Below are 24,492 nucleotides of genomic sequence, written 5' to 3'. Positions count from 1 at the left end.
GACAGTGCTCAAAGAATCTTCGTTTCTGGACATTCTACGCCGACGTGTCGCCGACATGCCGGATCAAGCGATTCATACGTTCCTGCAGGACGGAGAGCTGCCCGGCGATTCGCTTACGTATGCTCTGCTGGATCTTCGGGCGAGAGCGATAGCAAGCGCTCTGCAAACCGAGGTTGCGCCCGGTCAGCGGGCGATTCTTTTGTTTCACCCGGGGATCGACTATATAACGGCATTATTTGGTTGTTTGTATGCCGGTGTCATCGCTGTCCCTGCTTATCCTCCCCGCCTTCGTCAGCGGGCAGCGGGCGGGGGAAGCCATCGGATCAGCTCGATGATCCGAGACGCGGAGCCCGTTATTGCCCTGACGCAATCCGGGCTACTGAAACAGCTTGAGAGCTGTAAAGAGCAGCTGCCCGAGCTATCGACGATGCGCTGGCTTGCCGTCGATCGGATTTCTTCGGATCAAGCCACGGCATATACTACATACGATCCCGCTCCAGAGGCGGTGGCTTACCTTCAATATACGTCAGGGTCCACTTCATTACCCAAAGGGGTAATGGTTACGCACGGCAATTTGTTGGCGCAATGCCGTCTGATGGTGGAATCCTTGCGGTACCGGGCGGACTCCGTTTCGCTGATTTGGCTGCCGCCTTTTCACGACTGGGGCTTGATCGAAGGGATCATGCTGCCCGTATACAACGGACATTGCGGTTTTTTAATGGACCCGGTCTCTTTCGTACAGCAGCCGGTCCGCTGGCTGGAGGCGATCACACGCTGGAAGGTAACCCACGGCGGGGGACCGAACTTTGCTTTTGACTTGTGCGTACGAAAGGTGACCCCGGAGCAGATCTCCCAGCTGGATCTGAGCAGTTGGGAAGCGATAGTGGTTTCGGCGGAGCCGGTCCGTCAAGAAACATTGGAGGAATTTGCTTCCATGTTCGCTGCATGCGGGTTTCGCCGGCAGGCGTTGGCGCCCGGCTACGGCATGGCCGAAACGACTCTTCAAGTCTCGTCCGCTTTGCGAAACGGGCCTACTTATATCATGGGAGCTTCGGCTGAGCTGTCCTCGAACAGGATCGTGGACTGTACCGGCGGAGAACCCGGCACGGCCTTTCCTTCCTGCGGAAAAGCGGGATGGGATATGAGAGTTCTTATCGTGGACCCGGAAACGCTGCAAGTATGCGCTGACAATCAGGTTGGCGAAATATGGGCAGCCGGCGGGTCCGTTTGCGCAGGCTACTGGAACCGGCCGGAAGAGACGGAAACGGCGTTCCGCGCCTATACCAGCGATACGAAAGAAGGACCTTTCCTGCGCACAGGCGATCTGGGATTTCTGCGGGATGGAGATTTGTATTTTGCCGGCCGACGGAAGGACTTGATCATTGTTGACGGGCAAAATCATTATCCGCAGGACATTGAGCTTACGGCGGAGAGAAGCTGCCCGATTTTGCGCAACGGGGCCGGGGCGGCGTTTGCCGTGAGGACTCGCGGAACGGAAGGCGTCGGTCTTGTCTACGAAGTGAAGCTTGCAGCGCGTAAGGCCAAGCTCGACATGGAAGCCGTCGCTCATGAGGTTCGTCAGGCGATCTCGGACGTTCACGGCATTTCCCTCGAATGCTTGACGCTGATCCGTCCCAGTAGCATTCCCAAAACGAGCAGCGGAAAAATCCAGCGAAACGCAAGTAAACAAGCTTATGAAAGCGGCCTGTTGGATGTGATTGGAAGCTGGAAGGCCTTGGCCGTCCCTGAACAAGAGGCTTCGCGGATTCAAGTTGACGGCCTGGAAGGGCAGTGGTTTGCCAGTTCCGGGAAAGAAGAGGCATTGGAGCATTGGGTCCGTGAACAGGTAGCTTCCCGTCTGGGACTGCCTTCTGCGGAGATTGATCCTCTAACGCCTTTCTCGTCTCTGGGGCTTGGTTCGAAGGAAGCCATCCTTCTGACTGGGGAGATTGAGCTGCATGTCGGACGCAGGCTGCCACCAACCTTGTTGTTCGAGCAGCCGAACATCCGCGCCTTGGCGAAGCATCTGACTGACGCCGGGACAGATACGGGGGCCCGCATCCAACGAAACCATAGCGCAGGGCCCATTGCGATTATCGGACTCGCATGTCGTTTTCCGGGAGCGCCCGACCCCGAAGCTTTCTGGCAAGTACTGCAGAGCGGGGAGGATTGTATTACGGAGGTACCCCCTGAGCGATGGAGGGTGGAAGACTACTATGACGCGGAGCCCGATGTGCTGGGGAAAACGTACAGCAAGCATGGCGGCTTCCTTGCCGATATCGATGTTTTCGACGCCAAGCTGTTCAATATCTCCCGTCCGGAAGCGATGGAGCTGGACCCACAGCAGCGGCTGCTGCTGGAGTTGAGCTGGGAGGCGCTGGAACGCAGCGGTCATGCTCCCGACCGGCTGGCAGGCCAGCCCGCGGGAGTATTTGTGGGCCTTAGCCAAAGCGACTATCAACGTATGCAGTGGATGGATATCGAGCGGCTTGGCCCCTATACGGCATCCGGCGGAGCGCTCAGTACGGCAGCCGGACGGCTCTCTTACTGCTTGGGGCTGCAAGGGCCTGCCATGGCGGTAGATACGGCCTGCTCCTCTTCGCTTATGGCCGTGCATCTTGCTTGTCAAAGCATTCGTAACGGGGAATGTGAGATGGCTCTGGCAGGCGGTGTAAACCTTACGCTGTCGCCTGAGGTGAACATCGGTCTTTCCAAGGCAAGAATGCTGTCGCCAACCGGACGATGCCATACCTTCGACGGTACGGCCGACGGCTATGTGCGCGGAGAAGGCTGCGCCGTTGTCGTACTCAAGCGGTTATCCGACGCGCAGGCGGCGAAAGACCCTATCCTGGCAGTCATTCGCGGGTCGGCTGCCAATCAGGACGGACGCACGAACGGACTCACCGCGCCGAGCAAGGCTTCCCAGACTGCGGTCATCCGTGAGGCGATCGGCAGCGCGGGCGTAAAGCCGCAGGAGATTCAGTACGTGGAAGCGCATGGGACAGGAACCGTGCTCGGCGACCCGATAGAAATCCATGCGCTTGCGGATGCGCTAGGCGAAGGACGCGGCCCGGATCATGCCCTTCTGGTCGGCTCTGTAAAGACGAATATAGGTCACTTGGAAGCTGCGGCCGGCATTGCCGGTTTGGTGAAAACGGTCCTCTCACTGCAAAACCGGTGCATACCCAAGCATCTTCATTTTCATCAGCCTAACCCTTACATCGATTGGAGCTCGCTTCCCATTGCCATTCCCACACAAAGCACGCCTTGGCCGAACGGACCTTCTTCTCGAAGGATCGCAGGGGTCAGCTCGTTCGGCTTTAGCGGAACCAATGTGCATGTGATTGTGGAAGAAGCGCCGCCGGTTGCGGACAAGCCGGTCGCGGAGCCTTCCGTTTCCCCGCTGCGACTGTTGACTTTGTCGGCAGGCAGCGAGCGGTCGCTGCGGGCTTTGGCCGGACGTTACGGGAAATTCTTGGCGGAAAAGCCGTCCGTCTCGCTTGCCGATTTCTGCTGCACGGCGAATACGGCACGAGCCCAACTGCCGTTCCGTACCGCCACGGTAGGGGCAACCCCCGGGGAAATGTCGGAGCAGTTGCGGCTCATCGGCCAAGGAACGGGTGAACCTTCGGCCTTGAGACGGACTTTAAAAAGCCCAAAGCTTGCCTTCATTTTTGCCGGGCAGGGGGAGGTCTACCCCGGAATGGGGCGGCAACTATATGAGACGGAGCCGGTATTCCGGCAGACGATGGATGCTTGCGACAGAACGCTTCAAGCTTTTCCTGCGTTTAAAGGACGCTCGCTTAAGGCGGCGATTCTTCAGGAGGAGGGTGCGGACAATTGGATGGAAGACACTTCTTATGTCCAGCCGCTTCTCTTTGCGTTTCAATACGCCTTGACCGAGCTTTATCGCGCTTGGGGGATCGGGCCTGCGGCTGTGTGCGGCCATAGCGTGGGAGAATTTGCCGCTGCCTGTGCCGCCGGAGTGCTGGACTGGCTCGACGGCTTGCGGTTGGTTGCCGAACGCGGGGAGCTGATGCAGTCGCTCACGGAACCCGGACGTATGGGGGCTTTGATGCTGCCATTACCGCAGGTTGAGGCCTTGCTGGAGCCGTATTCGGACCGGCTATCGGTCGCAGCCGTTAACGGTGCGGGGAATACGGTGGTGGCTGGCGATCCGGAAGCCCTTGACCGGTTGTGCGAGAGCCTGAAGGCCGAGGGAGTGGACTGCCGCTTTTTGCGGGTGTCGCACGCATTTCATTCGGCGAAAATGGATGCCGTGCTGGCGCCGTTCGAGGCTGCTGCGGCAAGGTACGCCTATGGAGCGCCTCAGCTTCCGCTGATCCGGAATTTGACCGGGACCGCTTGGCCGTCCGGGGAAAAGCCGGATGCAAGGTATTGGCGCGACCAACTTCGGCAGCCGGTACAGTTTGCAGCGGGTGTCCAAGCCCTCGGCGAGCTGGGCTGCGAAGTATTCGTCGAAATCGGTCCGACAGCAACTCTCACGTATTTAGCATCCCAGTCTTTGCCTGATGCCGTTTGTCTTCCCTCCTTGAGGAAAGGGAAAGACGATAGAAGAACCCTTTTGGAGGCAATGGGAGAGCTGTATTGTTATGGAATTTCCTTGAATTGGACCGCCAAGAGCGCGCAAGAATCGCACGAGACGGGAAGAAGGATAGCAATTCCGACTTATGCGTTTGACCAAGAGCGGTATTGGAGTCCATCAGTGACGGCCTTTCAGGCAAGGAACAGGTATGTAGGAGATATGAAGACGGGACCGGAAGCATGGCCGGATGCGACGGAAATTTCAGACTATCCGCCAATGACGGATACAAGTCGCGATGACCATGCTTTGCAAGAAGGCACCGACGAGCTTGGACGAATCTTGAAGGGGGGACCGGAGCAGGCGGAGGCTGTGACCGCCTATCTTCGGAAGCAGCTGGCTTCCATGCTTATGCTCTCCGAATCGTCTCTGGAAGGCGAGCAAGCTGTAGGGACGCTGGGCTTCGACTCGTTGATGGCCATACAGCTGCGGAACCGAATGCAAAGAGACCTTCGGGTGACTGTGCCGATGATTTCTTTCATGGGAGAGGCGACCTTGGCAAGCATCGCTGCGGTTTGCCTGCAGGTGCTTGATCCTTCGATGAACGCGGGTTCGTCAGGGGAGCAGGCGCCGATTTTGCAGCTCTCCAGGGGAGAAGAATCGTATACGCTGTCCATCCCGCAACGCCAGCTTTGGCTGCTTCAGCAGATGGACCCGTCAACGCCGGCCTACAATTTGCCCACTGGATTGCGCTTGAACGGACCGCTGAAGCAGGACGTACTGCATCGAAGCCTTCAGGAGCTTCTGAACCGACACGAGATTCTTCGGATACGTATCGATGCGATCGAAGGGGAACCGCGTCAGCGGGTGCTCGTTTCCGAGCCTATGCCGCTGCCGGTCGTTGATCTCCGCCATCTCGCCCCGGAGTCGCGGGAGATTGAAGCGAACCGCATTGCCTTGGAGGAGGCCAGACGGCCGCTGGACTTGAGCCAAGATCCGCTTATGCGGGCTCTCCTTATTAAGCTTGGCGACGAGGATCACATCTTGCTTCTCCTGCTCCACCATATTGTGGCGGACGGCTGGTCCTTGGTCGGTGTTTTTATGCGCGAGCTGGATTTATTGTACGCTGCTTTCGAGAAGGGGGAAGCTTCTCCGCTTTCCGGGCAGCACATTCAATATATCGATTACGCCGAGTGGCAGCGGACGCGATTGAACGACGCTTATTTAGCTCCGCAGCTAAACTATTGGAAGGAGCAATTGGAAGGGGCGTCGTTCCATCCCTGCTTCCCGGCCGACCGGCAAAGACAAGCCTTTACGAAGCATCTTGGCCGGCGGATACACGCTTACTTGCCGACGGAATTGATGGAAGCGGTGAATACGTTGAGCCGCAATCAGAACGTCACTCCTTTCGTGACGCTGGTGGCGGCCATGAAAGCTCTGCTATACCGCTGGACCGGTCGCGAGGACCTGATTATCGGCACTACCGTTTCCGGCAGGACGACGGAGGAGCTTGAGCAGATGATGGGCGATTTTACGAATCATCTGCCTTTACGTACGAAGGTTCAGGCCGATGCGAGCGCGCTCTCGTTCATTCATACGGTCGGAAGCACGGTGATGAACGCTTTTGCTCATAGCGAATGCCCGTTTGAAAAAATCGTCGAAGCGGTCAATCCGAGCCGTCATGGCAACCGTAATCCGTTATATGACATTGCGGTCGTGATGCATACCTTCTCCGGCCGGGCGTCCTCGTTAAAAATCGGGTCCTCGCTGGAGGCCGGTTTCATCGCTCCGGTGGCACAGATCGACAACGGGACGTCGGAGTTGGATTTGATTTTCGATCTGCTGGAGACCCCCAAGGGGCTGTTGATCGAATGCGAGTTCGATACGGAGCTGTTCGAAGCTGCGACCATCGAACGTTTTATTCAAAGCTTCGGAACGTTGCTGCGCAAGCTGGTCGATGATCCGGCGTGTGCGGTGAAGGATTTGCCCCTCCTTACGGAAGCCGAAGAGCGGGGACTTGCAGCAGAAGCGGTCCGTAGGCGCGTTGAGTTTGCGCCGCAAGCCTGCTTGCATCACCTCTTCGAGCAACAGGCGCAATGTCGTCCGGACAATGTGGCTGTCGTTTGCGGAGACCGGCAGCTGACTTACGGGCAGTTGGAAGCAAGGGCCAATGACATGGCGCGCAGGCTTGCCTCTCGGGGCGTCGGACAAGGAGCATTGGTCGGCATTTGCACCGAACGTTCGCTTGAGATGGTCATTGCCATTCTGGGCGTTTTGAAGGCAGGGGCGGGATATATCGCCTTAGATCCGGTATATCCGGAAGAGCAGCTGAACTTTATTCTCAGCGATTCTTCCGCTGCGGTGGTGATCACGCAGGAGGCGACAAGGGAGCGCGCGTTACGGTTGGATGGAGTGCAGGTTCTGTGCATCGATGCCGGGCCGGAACCCCGGCACGAGGACGGAAAGCCCCTCGACATCGAGGTGCGTCCGCAGGATACCGCTTATGTCCTCTATACCTCGGGTTCTACCGGAAAGCCCAAGGGTGCACTGATTACGCATTTTAACGTGGTCCGGTTGTTTCAAGCAACGGCGGATTGGTATCGCTTTGGAGAGAAAGACGTATGGACCTTGTTTCATTCGTATGCCTTCGATTTCTCCGTATGGGAGCTGTGGGGAGCACTGCTCCACGGTGGAAAGCTGGTTGTCGTTCCTTACTCCGTCAGCCGTTCTCCCGAGTTGTTCCTGAACCTGCTGCGCGACCAGAAGGTGACGGTGTTGAACCAGACGCCTTCGGCCTTCCGTCTGCTGATCTATGCGGACGGTCAGTGCTCCGATCCCGTTCCTCTTTCACTGCGGTATGTGATTTTCGGCGGCGAGGCGCTCGATCCCGGGCTGCTTGCCCCTTGGGTGGAAAGATACGGATTGGACGCTCCGCAACTGGTCAATATGTACGGCATTACGGAGACGACGGTGCATGTGACGTATTCCCCCATCCGTTCCATCGAGGAGGCGATGCTTCATCCGGCTTCAGTCGGAGTGCCGATCCCCGATCTGGAGATCTACATTCTTGATGCCGGTCTGCGGCCGGTGCCGCCCGGCGCCGTCGGTGAAATCTGCATCGGCGGTGCGGGTTTAGCCCAAGGCTATCTGAATCGTCCTGAGCTGACGGCTGCCCGGTTCGTTCCGAATCCGTTCCGTCCAGGCGAAGGAGAACGGTTGTATCGGTCTGGTGATTGGGGACGCATGCTGCCGGGAGGCTTGCTTGAATATGTCGGGCGAGCAGACGAACAGGTCAAAATTCGCGGTTTCCGGATCGAGCCCGGCGAGATTGAAGCTGTGCTGAGGCAGCATACGGCCGTACAGGATTGCGTGCTGCAAGTATGGGAACCGGCCCCGGAGGATCGCAGACTGGTGGCGTATGTCGTTGCGAAGCCCGAACGGGTCGAAGTCGATTTGCCCGAAAGCGTGGCGGGTCAGGAGCAGGTGTCCCAGTGGCAGGCTGTGTTCGACACGACCTATAGCCAAGGTGAACACCAGGGTGATCTTGCCTTGAATACGACAGGCTGGAGCAGCAGTTATACGGGTCAGCCGATCCCCGATCGCGAAATGCACGATTGGGTCGAACATACTGTAGAGCAAATCGCCCAGTTGAATGCCAAAGAGATACTGGAAATCGGCTGCGGAACCGGGATGCTTTTGTTCCGGCTCGCTCCGGATTGTACGCGCTATACGGCTTTGGACCTGTCCGACGTAGCCTTGAACTATGTGCGGAGCCAATTGGCAGCCGCAGGGTTGGAGGAGGCGAAGGTGGAATTGCTCCATCGGCCGGCAGACGACTTGTCCGGATTGGAAGACCGCTTCTATGATGCGGTTGTCATCAACTCCATGATGCAGTACTTGCCGAGTATCTCGTATTTTATCCATATGCTGGAGCAAGCCATCAGGCGGGTAAAACCGGGTGGAACCGTGTTTATCGGCGATATCAGGAATGCCGCTCTGCTGGAGGTTTTTCATACCTCGGTACAATTTTTCCGGGCGTCGGAGGACGCGGAGCTATCCGGCATTCATGCTGCCGCCCAGCGTGCCGTTCGGGAAGAAAACGAGCTGCTTGCCGAACCGGAGCTGTTTTACGCGCTCAAGCGCCGGATACCGCAAATCGGACAGGTGGAGGTTCGCCTGAAACGTGGACACTATGAGAACGAATTGACGCGTTACCGTTATGATGTACTGTTGCACATTGCAGATGCATCCGAGTCCGGTCCCGCAGAGCCGATAGAACCCGAACCGCTTGTGCTCGATTGGCGGAAAGACGGCCTTTCCCTCGCTTCGCTTCGGAGCAAGCTGGAACGGGAGGAACCCGAACGTGTGATCGTTAAGGGGATACCGAACCGGAGATTGACCGGCGAGCTGGCCATCTGGGAACAGGTGAAGGGAGGAGCGGCGCAGCGGACCAAAGCGGAAATAGCGTCTCATGACCTTCTCCGGACAGAAGAAGCTGTCGATCCCGGGCTGCTTTGGGCTTGGGAGAAGGAGCTGCCTTACTCCATTCACGTTGGTTGGAGCGGTGAAGCGGACGGCCTTCCTACGTTTCAAGCGGCCTTGTGCCGTCAGGGGACGGATGGAAAGAGCGGAAGGGCGATTCTTCCCGAACCGACGTTGGAGGATAAACCGCTGGCTTCGTATGCGAACGACCCGTCCTTCGGCACGTTGGCCAGAAAGCTTGCGCCGCAGCTGCGCTCCTATACGTTGGAGAGGCTGCCGGCTCATATGGTGCCGTCGGCTTTCGTCATCCTGGACCGGCTGCCGCTTACCGCGAACGGGAAGCTCGACCGCAGGGCCCTTCCTGCGCCGGATACCGACCGGCCCGCTATCGAAACCGCGTATGTCGAACCGCGCAATCCGATCGAAGCGATGCTGGCCGATATAGCTTGCGAGGTTTTGGGGATCGGGCAGGTCGGCGTGCATGACAACTTTTTTGAGCTTGGAGGCAATTCGCTGCTCGCAACGCAATTTGTGGGCCGGGTCCGCGCGGCCTTTATGATTGAAGTACGTTTGGTTGAACTGTTCACCGCTTCCACGATTGCTTTGCTGTCCGAACGCGTTGCGGAATTGCTGGTTCAGGAACTAGGAAGCGAATTTGTGGAAGAAATTGCACTGGCGGAAGAAGCATGACAAGGGGGGAGAACCGTGAACGATTCCTCACAGAAAATGAAAGCATTGTCGCAAGCGCAGCTGAATCGGGTGCTGGAGCGCATCGGCAGTAAGAAAAAGGGGACGACCACCATTCCGCGCCGTGACCATACGGAAGGCGAGACGGGTCTCTCCTTGGCTCAGCAGCGGCTGTGGTTCATGTGGCTGCTTGATCCGGACAATCCGTTCTATAACGTTCCGGGAGTGCTGCATTTAACCGGTACGTTGGACCTCCGAGCGCTGGAGCGCAGCTTGAGCGAGATTGTCCGCCGTCATGAAGTGCTTCGAACCGCCTTTATCGAAGAAGAAGGCCAAGCGGTTCAGCGTCTCGTATCCACGGGGGAATTCCGGCTGTCGTTTATCGATTTCAGCGCACTGCCGGAGCCTGAAAAGTCCAAGGAAGCCGAGAGGATCGTACAGGAGGAAGCCAGCCGGCCGTTTCACCTGGGGGAAGCGCTTTTGCTTCGGGGGCTGGTCGTGCGAATGGCCCCGGAAGAGCATCTCTTCGTCGTGGTTATGCACCATATGGTCTCGGACGGATGGTCACTCGGCGTATTCGTGAAGGAACTGGCCGCTCTCTACGACGCGTTGAAACAGGGGAATGAATCGCCGTTACCCGATCTGCCCATCCAGTATGCGGATTATGCTCATTGGCAGCGCCGCAAGTATGAAGCAGGCGAGCTGCAGGGGCAGCTGGCTTACTGGAAAAACAAGCTGGGTTGTGACAATACTTCCATTGCGCTTCCCACCGACCGCCGCCGGCCGCCGTTCCAACGGTACCGGGGCGCCAAATACCGCATGATGCTGCCAACCGGCCTCCAGCAAAAGCTGGAGGATACCGCCCGGGGAAGAAACGCCACTTTGTTTATGATCCTGCTGGCCGGTCTGCATGCGCTGCTGTACCGCTATTCCAATCAAAGCACCATCCGGATCGGCTGCCCCGTTGCAAACCGGAAATATTCGGAAATGGAAGGCCTGATCGGCGTATTCATGAATACGCTGGTGATGCGTGCCGAACTTTCGCCCGAGCTCTCCTTCAACGAATTGCTGAATCAGGTTCGCACGACGGCGCTGGAAGCTTTTGAGCATCAAGACGTGCCGTTTGAAAAATTGGTTGAGGAGCTGCAGCCGGAACGGCATATGAGCCACAATCCGTTCTTTCAAGTAGCCTTCTTTTTCCAAAACGCGCCGATGCCTCCGCTGGAGCTGGCCGACCTGACCATACGGCAAATCCCGGTGGACTGCGGGACCTCCAAATTTGATCTTACCTTCCAAATCACGCCCCGTGACGAGGGGATGGAGCTGGAGATCGAATACAACAGCGATCTGTTCGACGAATCTACGGTGGCCCGCATGTCGGGCCACTGGCAAACGCTGCTTACGGCGATTGCATGGAACGCCGATCTGCCTATAAGTGAACTGCCGCTGCTAAGCGAAGAGGAACTGCTACATTTTCGCACCTGGAACGCCACGTCGTCCGATTATGACGGTCCTTGGCTGCTTCATGAACTGTTCGAGGCCCAGGTTCGCCGCACGCCGGATGCCGTAGCTCTCGAATTTGAAGGCCACAGGCTCACCTATCTGGAGCTGGAGCAGCGAAGCAATCAGTTGGCCCACCATCTGAGAGGGAGAGGGATCGGACCGGAACGGACGGCAGGGCTGCTTCTGGACCGTTCGATCGAGCTTGTTATCGGCATTCTAGGCACGCTTAAGGCGGGCGGAGCGTATGTGCCGATCGGCCCGGATTATCCGCCGGATCGTATCCGCTTTATGATGGAAGACTCGCAAGTGCCTATCCTTCTTACGCAATCGCATTTGTTAACCGGACTGCCGGAAACGGGAGTGCCTGTCGTTGCGCTCGATACCGAATGGAAGGACAAGATTTCGCAGGAAAGCGTACTGCCGCCGGAGTCCGGCGTGAGGCCGGAGCATTTGGCTTATGTCATTTATACGTCCGGCTCGACGGGCAAGCCCAAAGGGGTCATGAACGAACACCGGGGAATTTGCAACCGAATGCACTGGATGCTTGAAACGTTCCGGCTGGAGCCCGACGACCGGGTCATCCAAAAAACGCCGTATACGTTTGACGTCTCCATCTGGGAATTGTTCTGGCCGTTAATTATGGGTGCGCGGCTGATGATCGCCAGACCGGGCGGACATGCGGATAGCGCGTATCTGGTTGATTTCATCGCAAAGCATGGGATCACCGTGGCCCACTTCGTGCCGTCCATGCTGCGGATTTTCCTGCAAGAACGGGATATGGGCCGCTGCGCCTCGCTTAAGCAGGTTTACTGCACAGGCGAAGCGCTCGCTCCGGACATCGCGCAGGATTGTATGGAAAGGCTCGGCGTCCGCTTGATCAATCTTTACGGACCGACGGAAGCCGCCGTCGAAGCCAGTTGGTGGGAATGTGCGAAGGGCGAATCGGAAGTGCCGATCGGACGACCCATTGCCAATATGCAGATGTACGTACTGGATGCCCAAGGCCATCGTGTGCCGGTCGGGGTGACCGGGGAACTGTACATCGGCGGAGTAGGGGTAGCCCGCGGTTATTGGAATCGGGAAGAACTGACGAAGGAACGTTTTTTGCCTGATCCGTATACGGACACACCGGGAGCCCGCTTGTATCGTACCGGCGATTTGGCACGCTTTCGGGCGAACGGTGCGCTGGAGTTCCTCGGACGCACCGATTATCAGGTGAAGGTCCGGGGCTTCCGAATTGAGTTGGGAGAGATCGAAGCCGTATTGGGGCAGCATGAGAGCGTGCGCGACGCCGTCCTGATCGCGCAGCCCGATGCGTCGGGCAGCTCCAGACTTATCGCGTATTGGGTGCGGGAGCCGGGTGCAACGATATCGGTTGCCGACCTGCGCGAACACATCCGGCAAGCTTTGCCGGTGTATATGATTCCTTCCTTGTTCATTGAGCTGGAGCGCATTCCGCTGCTCAGCAACGGAAAGACCGATCGCGGCTCCCTGCCTTCGCCCGACGCCGTGCAATGGGTCAAAGACAAGCCCCGGACAGCTCCCCGGACACCGCTGGAACGGACGTTGGTCCGAATCTGGAGCGAACTGCTCGGGACCGAGGAGATCGGAATCGAGGATAGCTTTTTTGAATTAGGCGGACACTCTCTGCTGGCCATTCGGCTGGTTGCCCAAATTCGGGAGGTTTTGAAGATCGATTGTGCGCTGCGGCAGTTGATCGCGGCGCCGACGATTGCCGAGCTGTCGGCTTGCTTGGATACGGCTGCGGCTGCGGGATCGCGCTCCGTGTTACCCGAAACTTCCGGGGGAGATGCTTGGCAACCGGCTGTTCCGGATGAGGAGCATTTGTACGAGCCGTTCCCGCTCAATGAGGTGCAGCAGGCTTATTGGATCGGCCGCAGCGCAGACTTTGAACTGGGCAATGTAGGAGCGCATCTTTATATCGAAATCGATGCCTCGGCGCTTTCCATTTTACGTTTGAATCAAGCCTTGAACGTGCTGATCCGCCGTCATCCGATGATGCGGGCCATTGTCCGCAGCGACGGCATGCAGCAGATTCTTCGGGAAGTCCCGCCTTATGAAGTCAACTGCCGGGATTTGCGCCATTTGCATCCGGAGGAGGCTGATCGCGAGCTTCTCGAGATCCGGAGCGAGCTTTCGCATCGCCATGCCCCGGCCGATCGCTACCCGCTTTTTGATATCAGCGCGACGCTTCTTGCCGACGAGAGACTCCGTCTGCATTTCAGCGTGGATCTTTTAATCGGGGACGCGCAAAGCTGGTACGTTCTGCTTCAGGAGCTCAATCAGCTTATGCGCGATCCGCAGGCGGCCCTGCCTCCGTTGGGGTTGACGTTCCGCGACTATGTACTGGCCGAGCGGCAGGTGCTCGAATCTGATACGTATACGCGCTCAAAAGCTTATTGGGCGACCCGGGTTCCCAAGCTGCCGCCGGCGCCGGAGCTGCCGCTTGCCCGCTCGGCCGGTTCCTTGCAGGCGCCGAGGTTTCGCCGTCTCGCCGCCTTCCTTAGCCCGGAAGATTGGCGCAGGCTCTGCGGGTATGGCGGCCGTTTTGCCGTTACGCCTTCGGCGATTTTGCTGGGGGCCTTCAGCGAAGTACTGGCCGCCTGGAGCAAAAAACCGAGATTTACGATCAATTTAACGCTGTTCAACCGGCTTCCTTTGCATCCGGATGTGAACCGGATCGTCGGCGATTTTACGACTTTAACGCTGCTTGAGGTGAACTATTCCGGCCAGGCTGCGTTCGGGGCGAGGGTGAAGACCATTCAACAGCAGCTGTGGGAGGATCTTGAGCATCGCTCCTACAGCGGCATTCAAGTGCTGCGCGATTACGCGCGCGCCAATCTCGACAGCTCCAGCGCGGCGATGCCGGTAGTTTTTACAAGCACTTTGACAAAGACGGATGGCCTGGATGCCTCCGTGATGAGGGGCTTGGGCGAAATGGTGTACGGGGTCAGCCAAACCCCGCAAGTTTATCTGGATCATCAGGTATACGAAGATGCCGGCATGCTGCGCTTCCATTGGGACGTGGCAGAGGACATGTTCCCGCCGGAAATGATCGACGATATGTTTGCCGCCTATTGTTCGCTGCTCAGACGCTTGACGGATGAGGCGGAGGCGTGGAGCGAGCCTGTCGGGCCATTGGCGCCCGCGAGTCAACTGGAACGGATTGGCAGCGTCAATGCGACAGAGACGGAACTGCCCCGCGGCCTGCTTCACGAGCCGTTCTTCGAGCGGGCGTCCCTACGCCCGGAAGAAACGGCCGTGCTGGCGCCGGGGATGACACTGACCTACGGTGAGCTGGCGCGACTTGCGGACAGCCTGGCCGACTGGCTTATCGGCCGTGGGGCAGGGCCGAATCGTCCCGTGGCGGTGGTGATGGAGAAAGGGTGGGAGCAAGCGGCGGCCGTCCTTGGAATTTTGCGCGCACATGCTCCTTATCTGCCTATCGATCCGGGGCTGCCGGCGGAGCGTATCCGTATGCTGCTGGAGAGCGGCGAAATTCGTTGTGCCATTACGCAATCAAAGGTAGATACCACCGTCCAATGGCCGGACGGGGTGGTACGATATTGTGTAGACGGACCGAAGCCTCATGCGGATGAAGCTCCCAAGGCTGAGGCGGTTACGGCGGCCTCGGAAGATGATTTGGCCTACATTATTTACACGTCGGGATCGACCGGGATGCCTAAAGGCGTCGCCATTACGCACGGAAGCGCCAGAAATACGCTGGAGGATTTACGTTCCCGCTGGCGGATCGGGGCGGAAGACCGGGTGTTGGCACTCTCTTCGTTAAGCTTCGACTTATCGGTGTTCGATCTGGCCGGCCTGCTCCAAGCGGGCGGTACTGTCGTCTATCCGTCTGCCGGCGCTCTGAAAGATCCGGCCCATTGGCTGGAACGGATGCATGAATGTCAAGTTACCGTCTGGAACTCGGTTCCGGCCTTGATGGGGCTGCTGGTCGATTATGCGGCTGCGACGTCGCGGCGGTTACCGGACTGCCTGAGGCTGATTATGCTGAGCGGTGACTGGATTCCGGTCGGTTTGCCGGAAAGAATTCGTGCAATTGCCGCGCCGGGCGTGGAGATCGTGAGCTTGGGAGGAGCGACGGAAGCTTCGATTTGGTCGGTTCTGTATCCCATCGGAACGGTCGATCCGGCTTGGCGAAGCATCCCGTACGGCCGTCCGATGGCGAACCAACGGCTCTATGTTCTTGACGAGAAGCTGGAGCATCGTCCCGTCTGGGTGCCGGGGCACCTGTACATCGGCGGGGTCGGATTAGCTCGCGAATATTGGCGCGATGCGGACAAAACGGCTTCCAGCTTCATTCGGCATCCGGCAACGGGGGAACGCTTGTATCGGACAGGAGACCTGGCGCGTTATTTGCCAAGCGGCGATCTTGAGTTTCTGGGACGCGAGGATGCCCAGGTCAAAATCCGAGGCTATCGAATCGAGCTTGGCGAGATCGAGCAAGCGCTGCGGGGGCATGAGGCTGTCAAGGAAGCGTTTGTGGCGGTAAAACCGGGGCCGTCCGGCGATGCCGCGGCTGTAGGTTACGTGCTGCTTCACTCCGGCGAACTGAATAAGATCGACGGCCAATATCTGCGGTCATTCCTTAGCGGCAAGCTTCCGGATTATATGGTTCCTTCTGCCGTCTTCATTCTGGAGCAGTGGCCGATGACCGCAAACGGGAAGCTGGATGTCAAGGCGCTGCCTGCGCCCGAAATGTCCGGTCAAACCTCCGGAACGGAAGCGCGCGGGGAGAACGTAACGGATCGGGAACGAATTATGACGATTGTCAAAGCGTCCTTGCAACTCGACGATTTGGCGGAGGACACCAATCTTCTGGAGATCGGCGTTACCTCGATGGATGTCGTTCGAATGGCCAATGCTTTGGAGAAAGCGTTCGGCTTGCGAATGAAATTCGATGAATTTTACCGTCGTCCGACGGTTGGCGACGTGACGCAATCGTATGTGGCCCGAATGCATAAACAAGCAGCGGAATCAAGCAAAATACCTCGGCCGGCCGCCGACCGGGCCCAAATGGAATCCTTCACCGCTTCGTACGAAGTGATCGTGGATCCCGAAGAACGCGAACGTTTCAAACAACGCCGCCACTGGCTGCGTTCGGAACCGTACGCCCCGGCGATCGACTTGACGGCCAGTCACAGCGAAGAAACAGCGGACGAATTCGTCACGCTGGAGCCGTGCCGCCATTATGCTCAGGAGCCGATGCCTTTTGGCCGGTTAGCGCGATTGCTGCAAGCCCTGCGCCACGACGAGACGCACGGCAAAGGTGTCCGGCAGCATCCATCCTTCGGCGAGCTTTATGCGGTCCAGACGTACTTGTATGTTCACGGCGAACGCGTAGAAGGCTTGGATGAAGGCGTGTATTATTACGATCCGTCCAAGAACAGGCTGCTGCTCCTGTCACCGGAAGCCCGGTTCAGCAAAGATATTCACGTCCCGTTCGTCTACCAGCCCGTATTCGAGCAGGCGGCCTTCTCGGTATTCCTGATTGCCGATCTGGACGCGATCGGACCGATGTACGGAGATCAGGCCGAGCGTCTGTGCACCTTGGAAGCAGGTTATATGGGCCAACTGCTCATGTCTACGGCGGCAGCGGAAGGGCTTGGTCTGCATCCGGTCGGCACGATCGATTTTGCTTCCATTCGCGGGATGTTCAAATTGAAAGAGCGGCATGTGCTGGTGCATTCCCTGCTCGGCGGTGTGCCGGAAGCTAGGACCGGCCGTCCGGAAGAGGACGGGGACGAAAACGATTGGGAGGAAGGCGTGCTGGAATGAACGATACCAATACAAGCCATATACGCGACATAGTAGACCGTTTCCGCGAACGGGGTATCGAACTGTGGGCCGAGGAAGGAAAATTGCGGTTCCGGGCGCCCAAAGGGACGCTAACGCCGGAGCTGCGCACCGAGCTTCAGGCTCACAAGGATATGCTGCTGGCCTACCTGCACGAGGAAAAAGGCGGCGGCGGGCTGTTGGGCCTGCCGCTTGCCCCAATAGCCCGTCATGGCGAAATGCCCCTTTCCTTCGCTCAACAGAGGCTCTGGTTTATGCAGCAGATGGATCCTACCAATATCTCATACAACGTGCCGATGACCGTCCGGATGGAAGGGGCACTGGATGCCGACATATTGGAATGCTGCTTGAACGAAATCATCCGGCGGCATGAAGCGCTGCGGGCGACGTTACCGTCTTCGAACGGGAAGCCGATGCAGCATATTGCGGAATCGATGCTGTTGAAATTGGAGCGTACGGACCTCAGGGAGGAACGGACGGAACGGCGGGAGCGCCGTGCGCTGGAATTGGCCGTACAAGAGGCGCGCCGTCCTTTTGACATCGCATCGGGACCGCTCATTCGTTCGAAGCTGATCCGGCTGGAGGACGAAGCGTACATCCTTGCGTTAAACCTGCACCATCTTGTAACCGACGGATGGTCGATGGGCATTCTGGGCAGCGAGCTTTCGGAGCTGTACGGGGCATTTTCGGCAGGAGAGGCGTCACCGCTGCCCGAGCTGGAAATTCAATATGCGGATTTCGCTTATTGGCAGCGCCGCTGGGTGGAGACGGATGCTTTGCAGGCCCAGCGGACGTACTGGCATCACAAGCTGGCCCAACTGCCGCCCCTGGAGCTGCCTACGGACCATCCGCGTCCGGCCCGGCAGAGCTTCAAGGGGGACATGGAAACCTTCGTATTTCCGGCTTCGCTGGCCGAAGCGCTGACCGCTTTGAGCCGCAAACAGGGCGTGACAACGTTCATGACCGTATTGACAGCCGTGAACGTGCTCTTGGCAAGATATACGTCGCAGGATGAAATTGTGCTGGCCACCCCGGTGTCCACACGCGGGATCACCGGTCTGGAAAAAGTAATCGGCACTTTTATGAACACGCTGGTGATGCGCACGCAAGTATCGGGAGACCCGACTTTTCTTGAATTGCTGGAACGGGTGCGCGACACTGCGGTCGAAGCGTTCGACCATCAGGACTTTCCTTTCGACAAGCTGGTGGAGGAAGTCCAGCCGGAGCGGAGCCGAAGCCATTCGCCCCTTTTCCAGGTGCTTTTCTTATTCGAGACGGTGGCGTCTTCCTTGATCCGGTTGCCCGGGCTGCGGACTTCGTCGATCCATATTCCGCTCGGCACTTCCCGCTTCGATATTGTGCTGCTGCTGACTTCCACGGAGCGCGGATTAGAGGGGGCCCTTGAGTATGCGACGGATTTGTTCGATTCGTCCACCATCCGCCGGATGATCGGGCATTTGGAAGTGCTTTTGGAGGGAATCGTTCACAATCCGCAAGCTCCTCTTTCCGAGCTGCCGCTGCTCACACCCGCCGAGCACCGGATGCTGGAGGAATGGAATGCGACCGGAGGCGCTTGGACACAGGAACGTACGTTCCCGAAGCTGTTTGAAGCGGCGGCTGAAGCAGCCCCCGACAGAACGGCACTCGTCTGCAAAAACGAGCGGCTGACGTTCCGGGAACTGAACTGCCGCGCGAATCGATTAGCTCATCGTTTGCGCAAGCATGGCGTAGATCGCGGAGTGCGGGTAGGCCTGTGCGTCGGACGTTCGATCGAAGCGATCGTAGGCTTGCTCGGAATCGTAAAAGCCGGAGGCGCCTATGTGCCGATCGATCCCTCGTACCCGGAGGACCGCATCCGCTACATGCTTCAAGACGCTTCCCCGAGTGTGATTCTGACCGATGAGGCTTCGGCAGGCAAAATGGACGGCAGTTTGGCGGTCAGAATTTATTTGGGGGCCGGGGAAACCGCGCTGGCCGAAGAACCGGGGTATAACCCGGAAAGCTTGGCTAAGCCGGAAGATCCGGTCTACGTGATCTATACCTCGGGCTCGACGGGCCAGCCCCGCGGGGTTGTCGTCACGCACCGCTCCTTGTTTCATTTAGGCGAGGCCTTGGAGGAAGCGATTTACCGCCATCATCCGGGAGTAGGGCAAGTAGTGGTGAACGGCTCCTTATCGTTCGATACGTCGGTGAAACAGATCATTCAACTGCTCCGGGGCCGCACCTTACATATCATCCCGGAGGAAATTCGGTTGGACGGCGCGGCTTTCGTGGCTTACCTTCGGGAACAGGAGATCGATGCTTTTGACTGTACCCCTTCGCAATGCCGCCTGCTGATGCAGTTCGGGCTGCTGGAGCGTCAGGGCACGCGCCCGCTGCTGGGGCTGATCGGCGGGGAGCCGATCGAGGAGTCGACATGGCAGGCGATGCGGGAAGCCAATGGCATCGAGTTTTACAACTTATACGGACCGACGGAATGCACGGTAGATGCCACCGTTTGCCGGGTTCGGGAAAGCGAGCTTCCGTCGCTCGGCCGCCCGCTGCGCAACGTCGCGATTTATTTGCTCGATTCCCGTCAAAAGCCGGTTCCGATAGGAATTCCCGGCGAGATCTGGATCGGCGGCTCCGGCGTATCCGAAGGCTACTTAGGCCGTCCGGATTTGACAGCGGAGAAATTTTGGCCGGACCGTTTTTCCGCGAAGGAAGGCGCCCGGATGTATCGGACCGGAGATGTCGGAAAACGACGGGCTGACGGATCGATCGCTTATTTAGGCCGGAACGACTTCCAAGTCAAAATCCGGGGGTTTCGAATCGAGCCCGAGGAAATCGAATCCGTGCTTGCCGGTCATCCGGATATCGAGCAAGCGTGCGTCATGGTCCGCGAAGACGAAGCGGGACAGCCTGCTTTGGCCGCCTATGTCGTGCCTTCGGCCGAGCGTGCGCCGACGGCTTCCGGACATACGCGCCATCTGCTGAATAACGGCTTGGCCGTGGTGCAGCTGAACAAAAACGAGACGAATTTTTTGTACCGCGATATTTTTGAAAATCTGGCTTATCTTCGTCACGGCATTTCGGTTGACGAAGGTCACGTGATTTTTGACGTAGGCGCCAATATCGGAATGTTTACTCTGCAGGCGCACATGCAAGCGCCGGGCGTTCGCATTTTTGCCTTCGAACCGAATCCGTACGTGCGGGAATTGACGATTCTAAACGCCCGCTTGTACGGGGCGGAGGCCACGATCATGGATTGTGCCCTCGCTGCGGAGGAAGGAGAGGCGGAGTTTACTTTTTATCCCAAATTCTCTTTCTTATCGGGGCTGCACACGGACACGGAGGAAGAAAAGGAGCTGGTCCGTTCCTTCATCCGGCGTAACGAGAAGCCTTCGCAGGAGCTGGACGTAGCCGTCGAGGCCATTCTGGACGACCGTTTGAAGAGCGTACAGCTGACCGTTCCCGTCCGCAGGCTGTCGGATGTGATCCGCGAGCATCGGGTGGAGCGAATCGACCTGTTGAAGATCAACGTGGAGAAGGCGGAGCTCGCCGTGCTCCAGGGGATTGATGCTGAAGACTGGCCGAAAATCGGACAGGTCGTTCTGGAGCTTCATGACGTGGACGATCGCCTCCAATGGGTCATGGAGCTGCTGAAGCGGCACGGGTTTCAAGTAATTGCGGAGAAAGACTGGTCTCTCGATGTGACGCAGAACATTTACTACCTTTATGCGACCCGTGAGCCCAAAGAAACCGTCGTGAGACGATGGATGACTCCGCTGCCCCCGATGAATGCGCAGGAAGTTCGCGTATATGCCGAACAAAGACTTCCGCGGTATATGGTTCCATCGCACGTTGTCTTGCTGGATCGTCTGCCGCTGACACCGCACGGGAAGGTTGACCGCCAGCGGCTTCCGGCTCCCGAAGAGGTTCGGGCCCAAGGGGCCGCCGCGCGGCAGCTTCCCCAGACCGCCGTCGAGCGTGCGGTAGCTTCCATCTGGAAAGACTTGCTGGGAGCGGGCGGCGTCGGGCTTGACGACAATTTCTTCGATATCGGAGGCCATTCCTTACTGCTTACCCAGGTTCATGCCCGGCTACGAAGCGAGCTGTCCGCCGATATGGAACTGTTGGAATTGTTCGAGTACCCGACCGTTCGTTTGTTGGCGCAGCGGTTAACTGCTTCTTCGAAGGAAAATACAGAGGAGGCGGAAAATCGGGTAGAGCAGACAGTCCCAAAAGCGGTGGTTGACCCCAGCGGACAAGCGGTCGCCATTATCGGCATGTCGGGGAGATTTCCGGGGGCGTCCGATATCGAGTCGTTCTGGGCCAATCTGGCGAACGAAGTCGAATCGATCCGCCGATTTACGCCGGACATGCTGGAAGCGAGCGGTCTTCCAAGGGAGCTGTTGACCCGACAAGAATACGTGCCGGCCCGGGGCACGGTTGACGGCATCGAATGGTTTGACGCCGGTTTCTTCGGCTACAGTCCGAGGGAAGCGGAGATGCTTGATCCGCAGCAGCGGTTGTTCCTAGAATGCGCCTGGGAAGCAATGGAAAAGGCGGGATACGATCCGTCTGGAGGAGGCGTTCCCGTAGGCGTTTATGCAGGGGCGGGCATTAGCACGTACTTGCTGTTCGGGCTGCTTCCCCATATCGACCCCGCTGATCCGGTAACCGGTTATCAAGCGCTCATCGCTAACGATAAAGATCATCTTGCAACGCGTACCGCCTACAAATTGAATTTAACGGGACCGAGCCTCTCGGTACAGACGGCATGCTCGACTTCTCTAGTGGCGGTTCATCTTGCGTGCCAAGCGTTGTCCCGCGGTGAATGCGGGATGGCGATCGCAGGCGGCGCGACGATTACTGTGCCCCACGAGCAGGGTTATGTTTACCGCGAAGGTGGCATTTTCTCCCCGGACGGACACTGCCGGGCGTTTGACGCCCAAGCGAAAGGGACAGTCGCGGGAAGCGGCGCAGGCGTCGTCGTGCTCAAGCGGCTGGACGAGGCGCTGCGGGATGGGGATACGGTTCATGCGGTGATCAAAGGATCGGCGATCAACAACGACGGAGGGCGCAAGGTCGGGTATACGGCCCCGAGCATCGGGGGTCAAGCGGAAGTGATCCGGATGGCGCTGGACGCCGCGGGCGTCGGAGCGGAGAGCATCTCGTACGTCGAGGCCCACGGGACAGGGACGCCGCTGGGCGACCCGATCGAACTGGCCGCGCTGACCGAAGTGTTCGGCCCATCCGCAGACGGCCCCCGGTGTGGGATCGGCTCGGTCAAAACGAACGTCGGGCATCTGGATGCGGCCGCCGGGGCGGCGAGCCTGATCAAGGTTGCGCTGTCGCTGCGCAATGGGCTGCTGCCGGCAAGCCTGCATTATACGAAAGGCAATCCGACGGTCGATTGGGCAAACAGCCCGTTTTACGTCGTAGACCGGGCCCGGCCGTGGAACGGCGGCAGTCCGGGACAGCCCCGTCGGGCAGGGGTGAGCTCCTTCGGCATCGGAGGGACGAACGCGCACGTCATCGTGGAAGAAGCTCCCGCGCAGCGGGCCTCCGACGCTGCGTCGGCCGAGGAAGCGCTGGTGCTGTCGGCCCGGACGCCGTCGGCGCTGCGGGCGATGCGCGAGCGGCTGGCCGCGCATCTGGAGGCGGAACCGTCGGTGAAGCTCTCCGACGTAGCGTTCACACTGCAGCAGGGCCGCAAGGCGTTCGGTCACCGCTGGAGCGCCGTGTGTGGTAACGCGGAGCAGGCGCTGAACGCTTTGCGGGGCGAAGACGCGAGAGCGGTGCGCACCGGTCTGGCGGAAGCGGGAGAGCGTCCCGTCGTCTTCTCTTTTCCGGGGCAGGGGAGCCAGTATGCCGGCATGGGCGCGGAGCTTTACGCGCAGGAGCCGGTGTACCGGGAAACGGTGGACCGCTGCGCCGAGCTGTTAATCCCGCATCTGGGAATGGACGTGCGGGATGCGCTGCTGGGAAGAGAAGGCTTCGAAGCGGAGCAGTTGGAGGAGACGTGGCTGACGCAGCCGGCGCTGTTCGTGGCGGAATATGCGCTGGCCCGGCTGTGGATGAGTGTAGGCGTGAAGCCGGCTGCGCTGATCGGACATAGTCTGGGCGAATATACGGCGGCGTGTATCGCCGGGGTATTCAGTCTGGAGGAAGGGCTGGAGCTGGTGAGCGTCCGCGGCCGTCTGATGCACCGGTGTGAAGCGGGAGCGATGGCAGCGGTCGGTGCGAATGCGACGGAGCTGACGGAGCAATTGAAGGGGACGCTGGAAATCGCGGCGGTCAACGGCCCGAAGATGAGCGTGGTGACGGGGGCGGCCGAAGAGGTGGAAGAGCTAATGGCCCGTCTGCAATCGGCCGGCGTCGAATGCCGGCAGCTGCGGACAGGCGGGGCGTTCCATTCCTCGCGGATGGAGCCGGCGTTGGGCGAGCTGGAAGCGACGTTACAGCGGGTGAAGTTGAGTGCGCCGCGAATTCCTTACGTGTCTAACGAGTCCGGGGATTGGATCACGGCGGAGCAGGCAGGAAGCGCGGCGTATTGGGTGTCCCATGCGCGGCATACAGTGAGATTTGCGGAAAATGCGGAGCGCGTGTTGGAGCGGTACCCGAATGCGGTGGTGATCGAAGTGGGGCCGGGCCAGACGCTGACGAGCTTGATGCGGCAGTCGGCCCGCTGGGGAGCGGAGCACCGCGGCGTGCGCACGCTGCCGCCGGGCAGAACCGGAGCCGGGGAGCGGCGGCAGTGGCTGGAAAGCGTGGCGGAGCTATGGAGCGGCGGGCAGAGCATCGCCTGGAAAGCGCTGCACGGCAGCCGGGTGCGCAATCGGGTCGAGCTGCCGACATATCCTTTCGAGCGTCAGCGGTACTGGATTGAGCCGCGCCTGACGGCGTTTTTCCCCGGAGCTGCAAGCGGACGGCACGCGTTACACGGCGCGGCGGAAGAGGTGGCGACGGCAGGGACGGTAAAAACAGAACCGGCTGCGGAAGCGGCCGAGCAATTGTATCCGCGTCCTCAACTGGCGACACCGTACAAGCCGCCGGAAAATGCGCTGGAAAAGCGGCTGGCGAGCATATGGCAGAAGCTGCTCGGGGTTGAACAAATCGGAACGCTCGATGACTTTTTTGATTTGGGCGGTCATTCGCTCTTGATCGTGCAAATGGCGGCGGAGGTGAAGCAAAGTCTGGGGGTCGACATCCAATCGCCCCGATTTTTCGAGCATCCGTGCGTCGCTCATTTGGCTTCTCTGGTTGAGGAGCATCAAGCAGCGGCAGAAGAGAAGAAGATTGTGAATGCTCCAGAGCTGGATGACCCAGCGGACTTGCTGGAGCGGATGGACAGCATGAGCGATGAAGAGATCGATGCGCTGCTGAAACAGATGGAAGCGGAGCCCCGCAAAGGAACTTCCGTGTTCGACACGGAGTGACTTGCCTCAATTTTT

General features: G+C 58.8%; 3 protein-coding genes. All 3 read left to right on the top strand.

The window, feature by feature from the left end:
- The first annotated feature begins 4 nt into the window (after positions 1 to 4).
- From QMG93_RS02700 to QMG93_RS02690, 3 genes are read left to right on the top strand one after another with little or no spacing between them, the layout of a single operon-like run.
- The gene (locus QMG93_RS02700) at positions 5 to 9,715 is read left to right on the top strand and encodes an amino acid adenylation domain-containing protein (protein WP_413789259.1); all 9,711 of its coding nucleotides are present in this window, start codon (positions 5 to 7) and stop codon (positions 9,713 to 9,715) included.
- A 15-nt stretch (positions 9,716 to 9,730) separates the two neighbouring features.
- Complete coding sequence (locus QMG93_RS02695; protein WP_281933353.1) at positions 9,731 to 17,035, top strand: non-ribosomal peptide synthetase; 7,305 nt, start codon at positions 9,731 to 9,733, stop codon at positions 17,033 to 17,035.
- Positions 17,032 to 24,477, top strand: coding sequence for a non-ribosomal peptide synthetase/type I polyketide synthase (locus QMG93_RS02690; protein WP_281933352.1), 7,446 nt, complete (start codon positions 17,032 to 17,034; stop codon positions 24,475 to 24,477). Before QMG93_RS02695 ends, QMG93_RS02690 begins: the two co-directional genes overlap by 4 nt.
- Positions 24,478 to 24,492 lie beyond the last annotated feature (15 nt).

Source organism: Paenibacillus tyrphae (genome assembly GCF_027925525.1).
Lineage (GTDB): Bacteria > Bacillota > Bacilli > Paenibacillales > NBRC-103111 > Paenibacillus_G > Paenibacillus_G tyrfis_B.
The sequence above is the reverse complement of the archived record's forward strand: the minus strand, read 5'-3'. Positions and strand labels throughout refer to the sequence as shown.

Bases quoted from the DNA above. Each gene is read 5' to 3' on its own strand.
- QMG93_RS02690 (WP_281933352.1), top strand. From the start codon at position 17,032: ATGAACGATACCAATACAAGCCATATACGCGACATAGTAGACCGTTTC.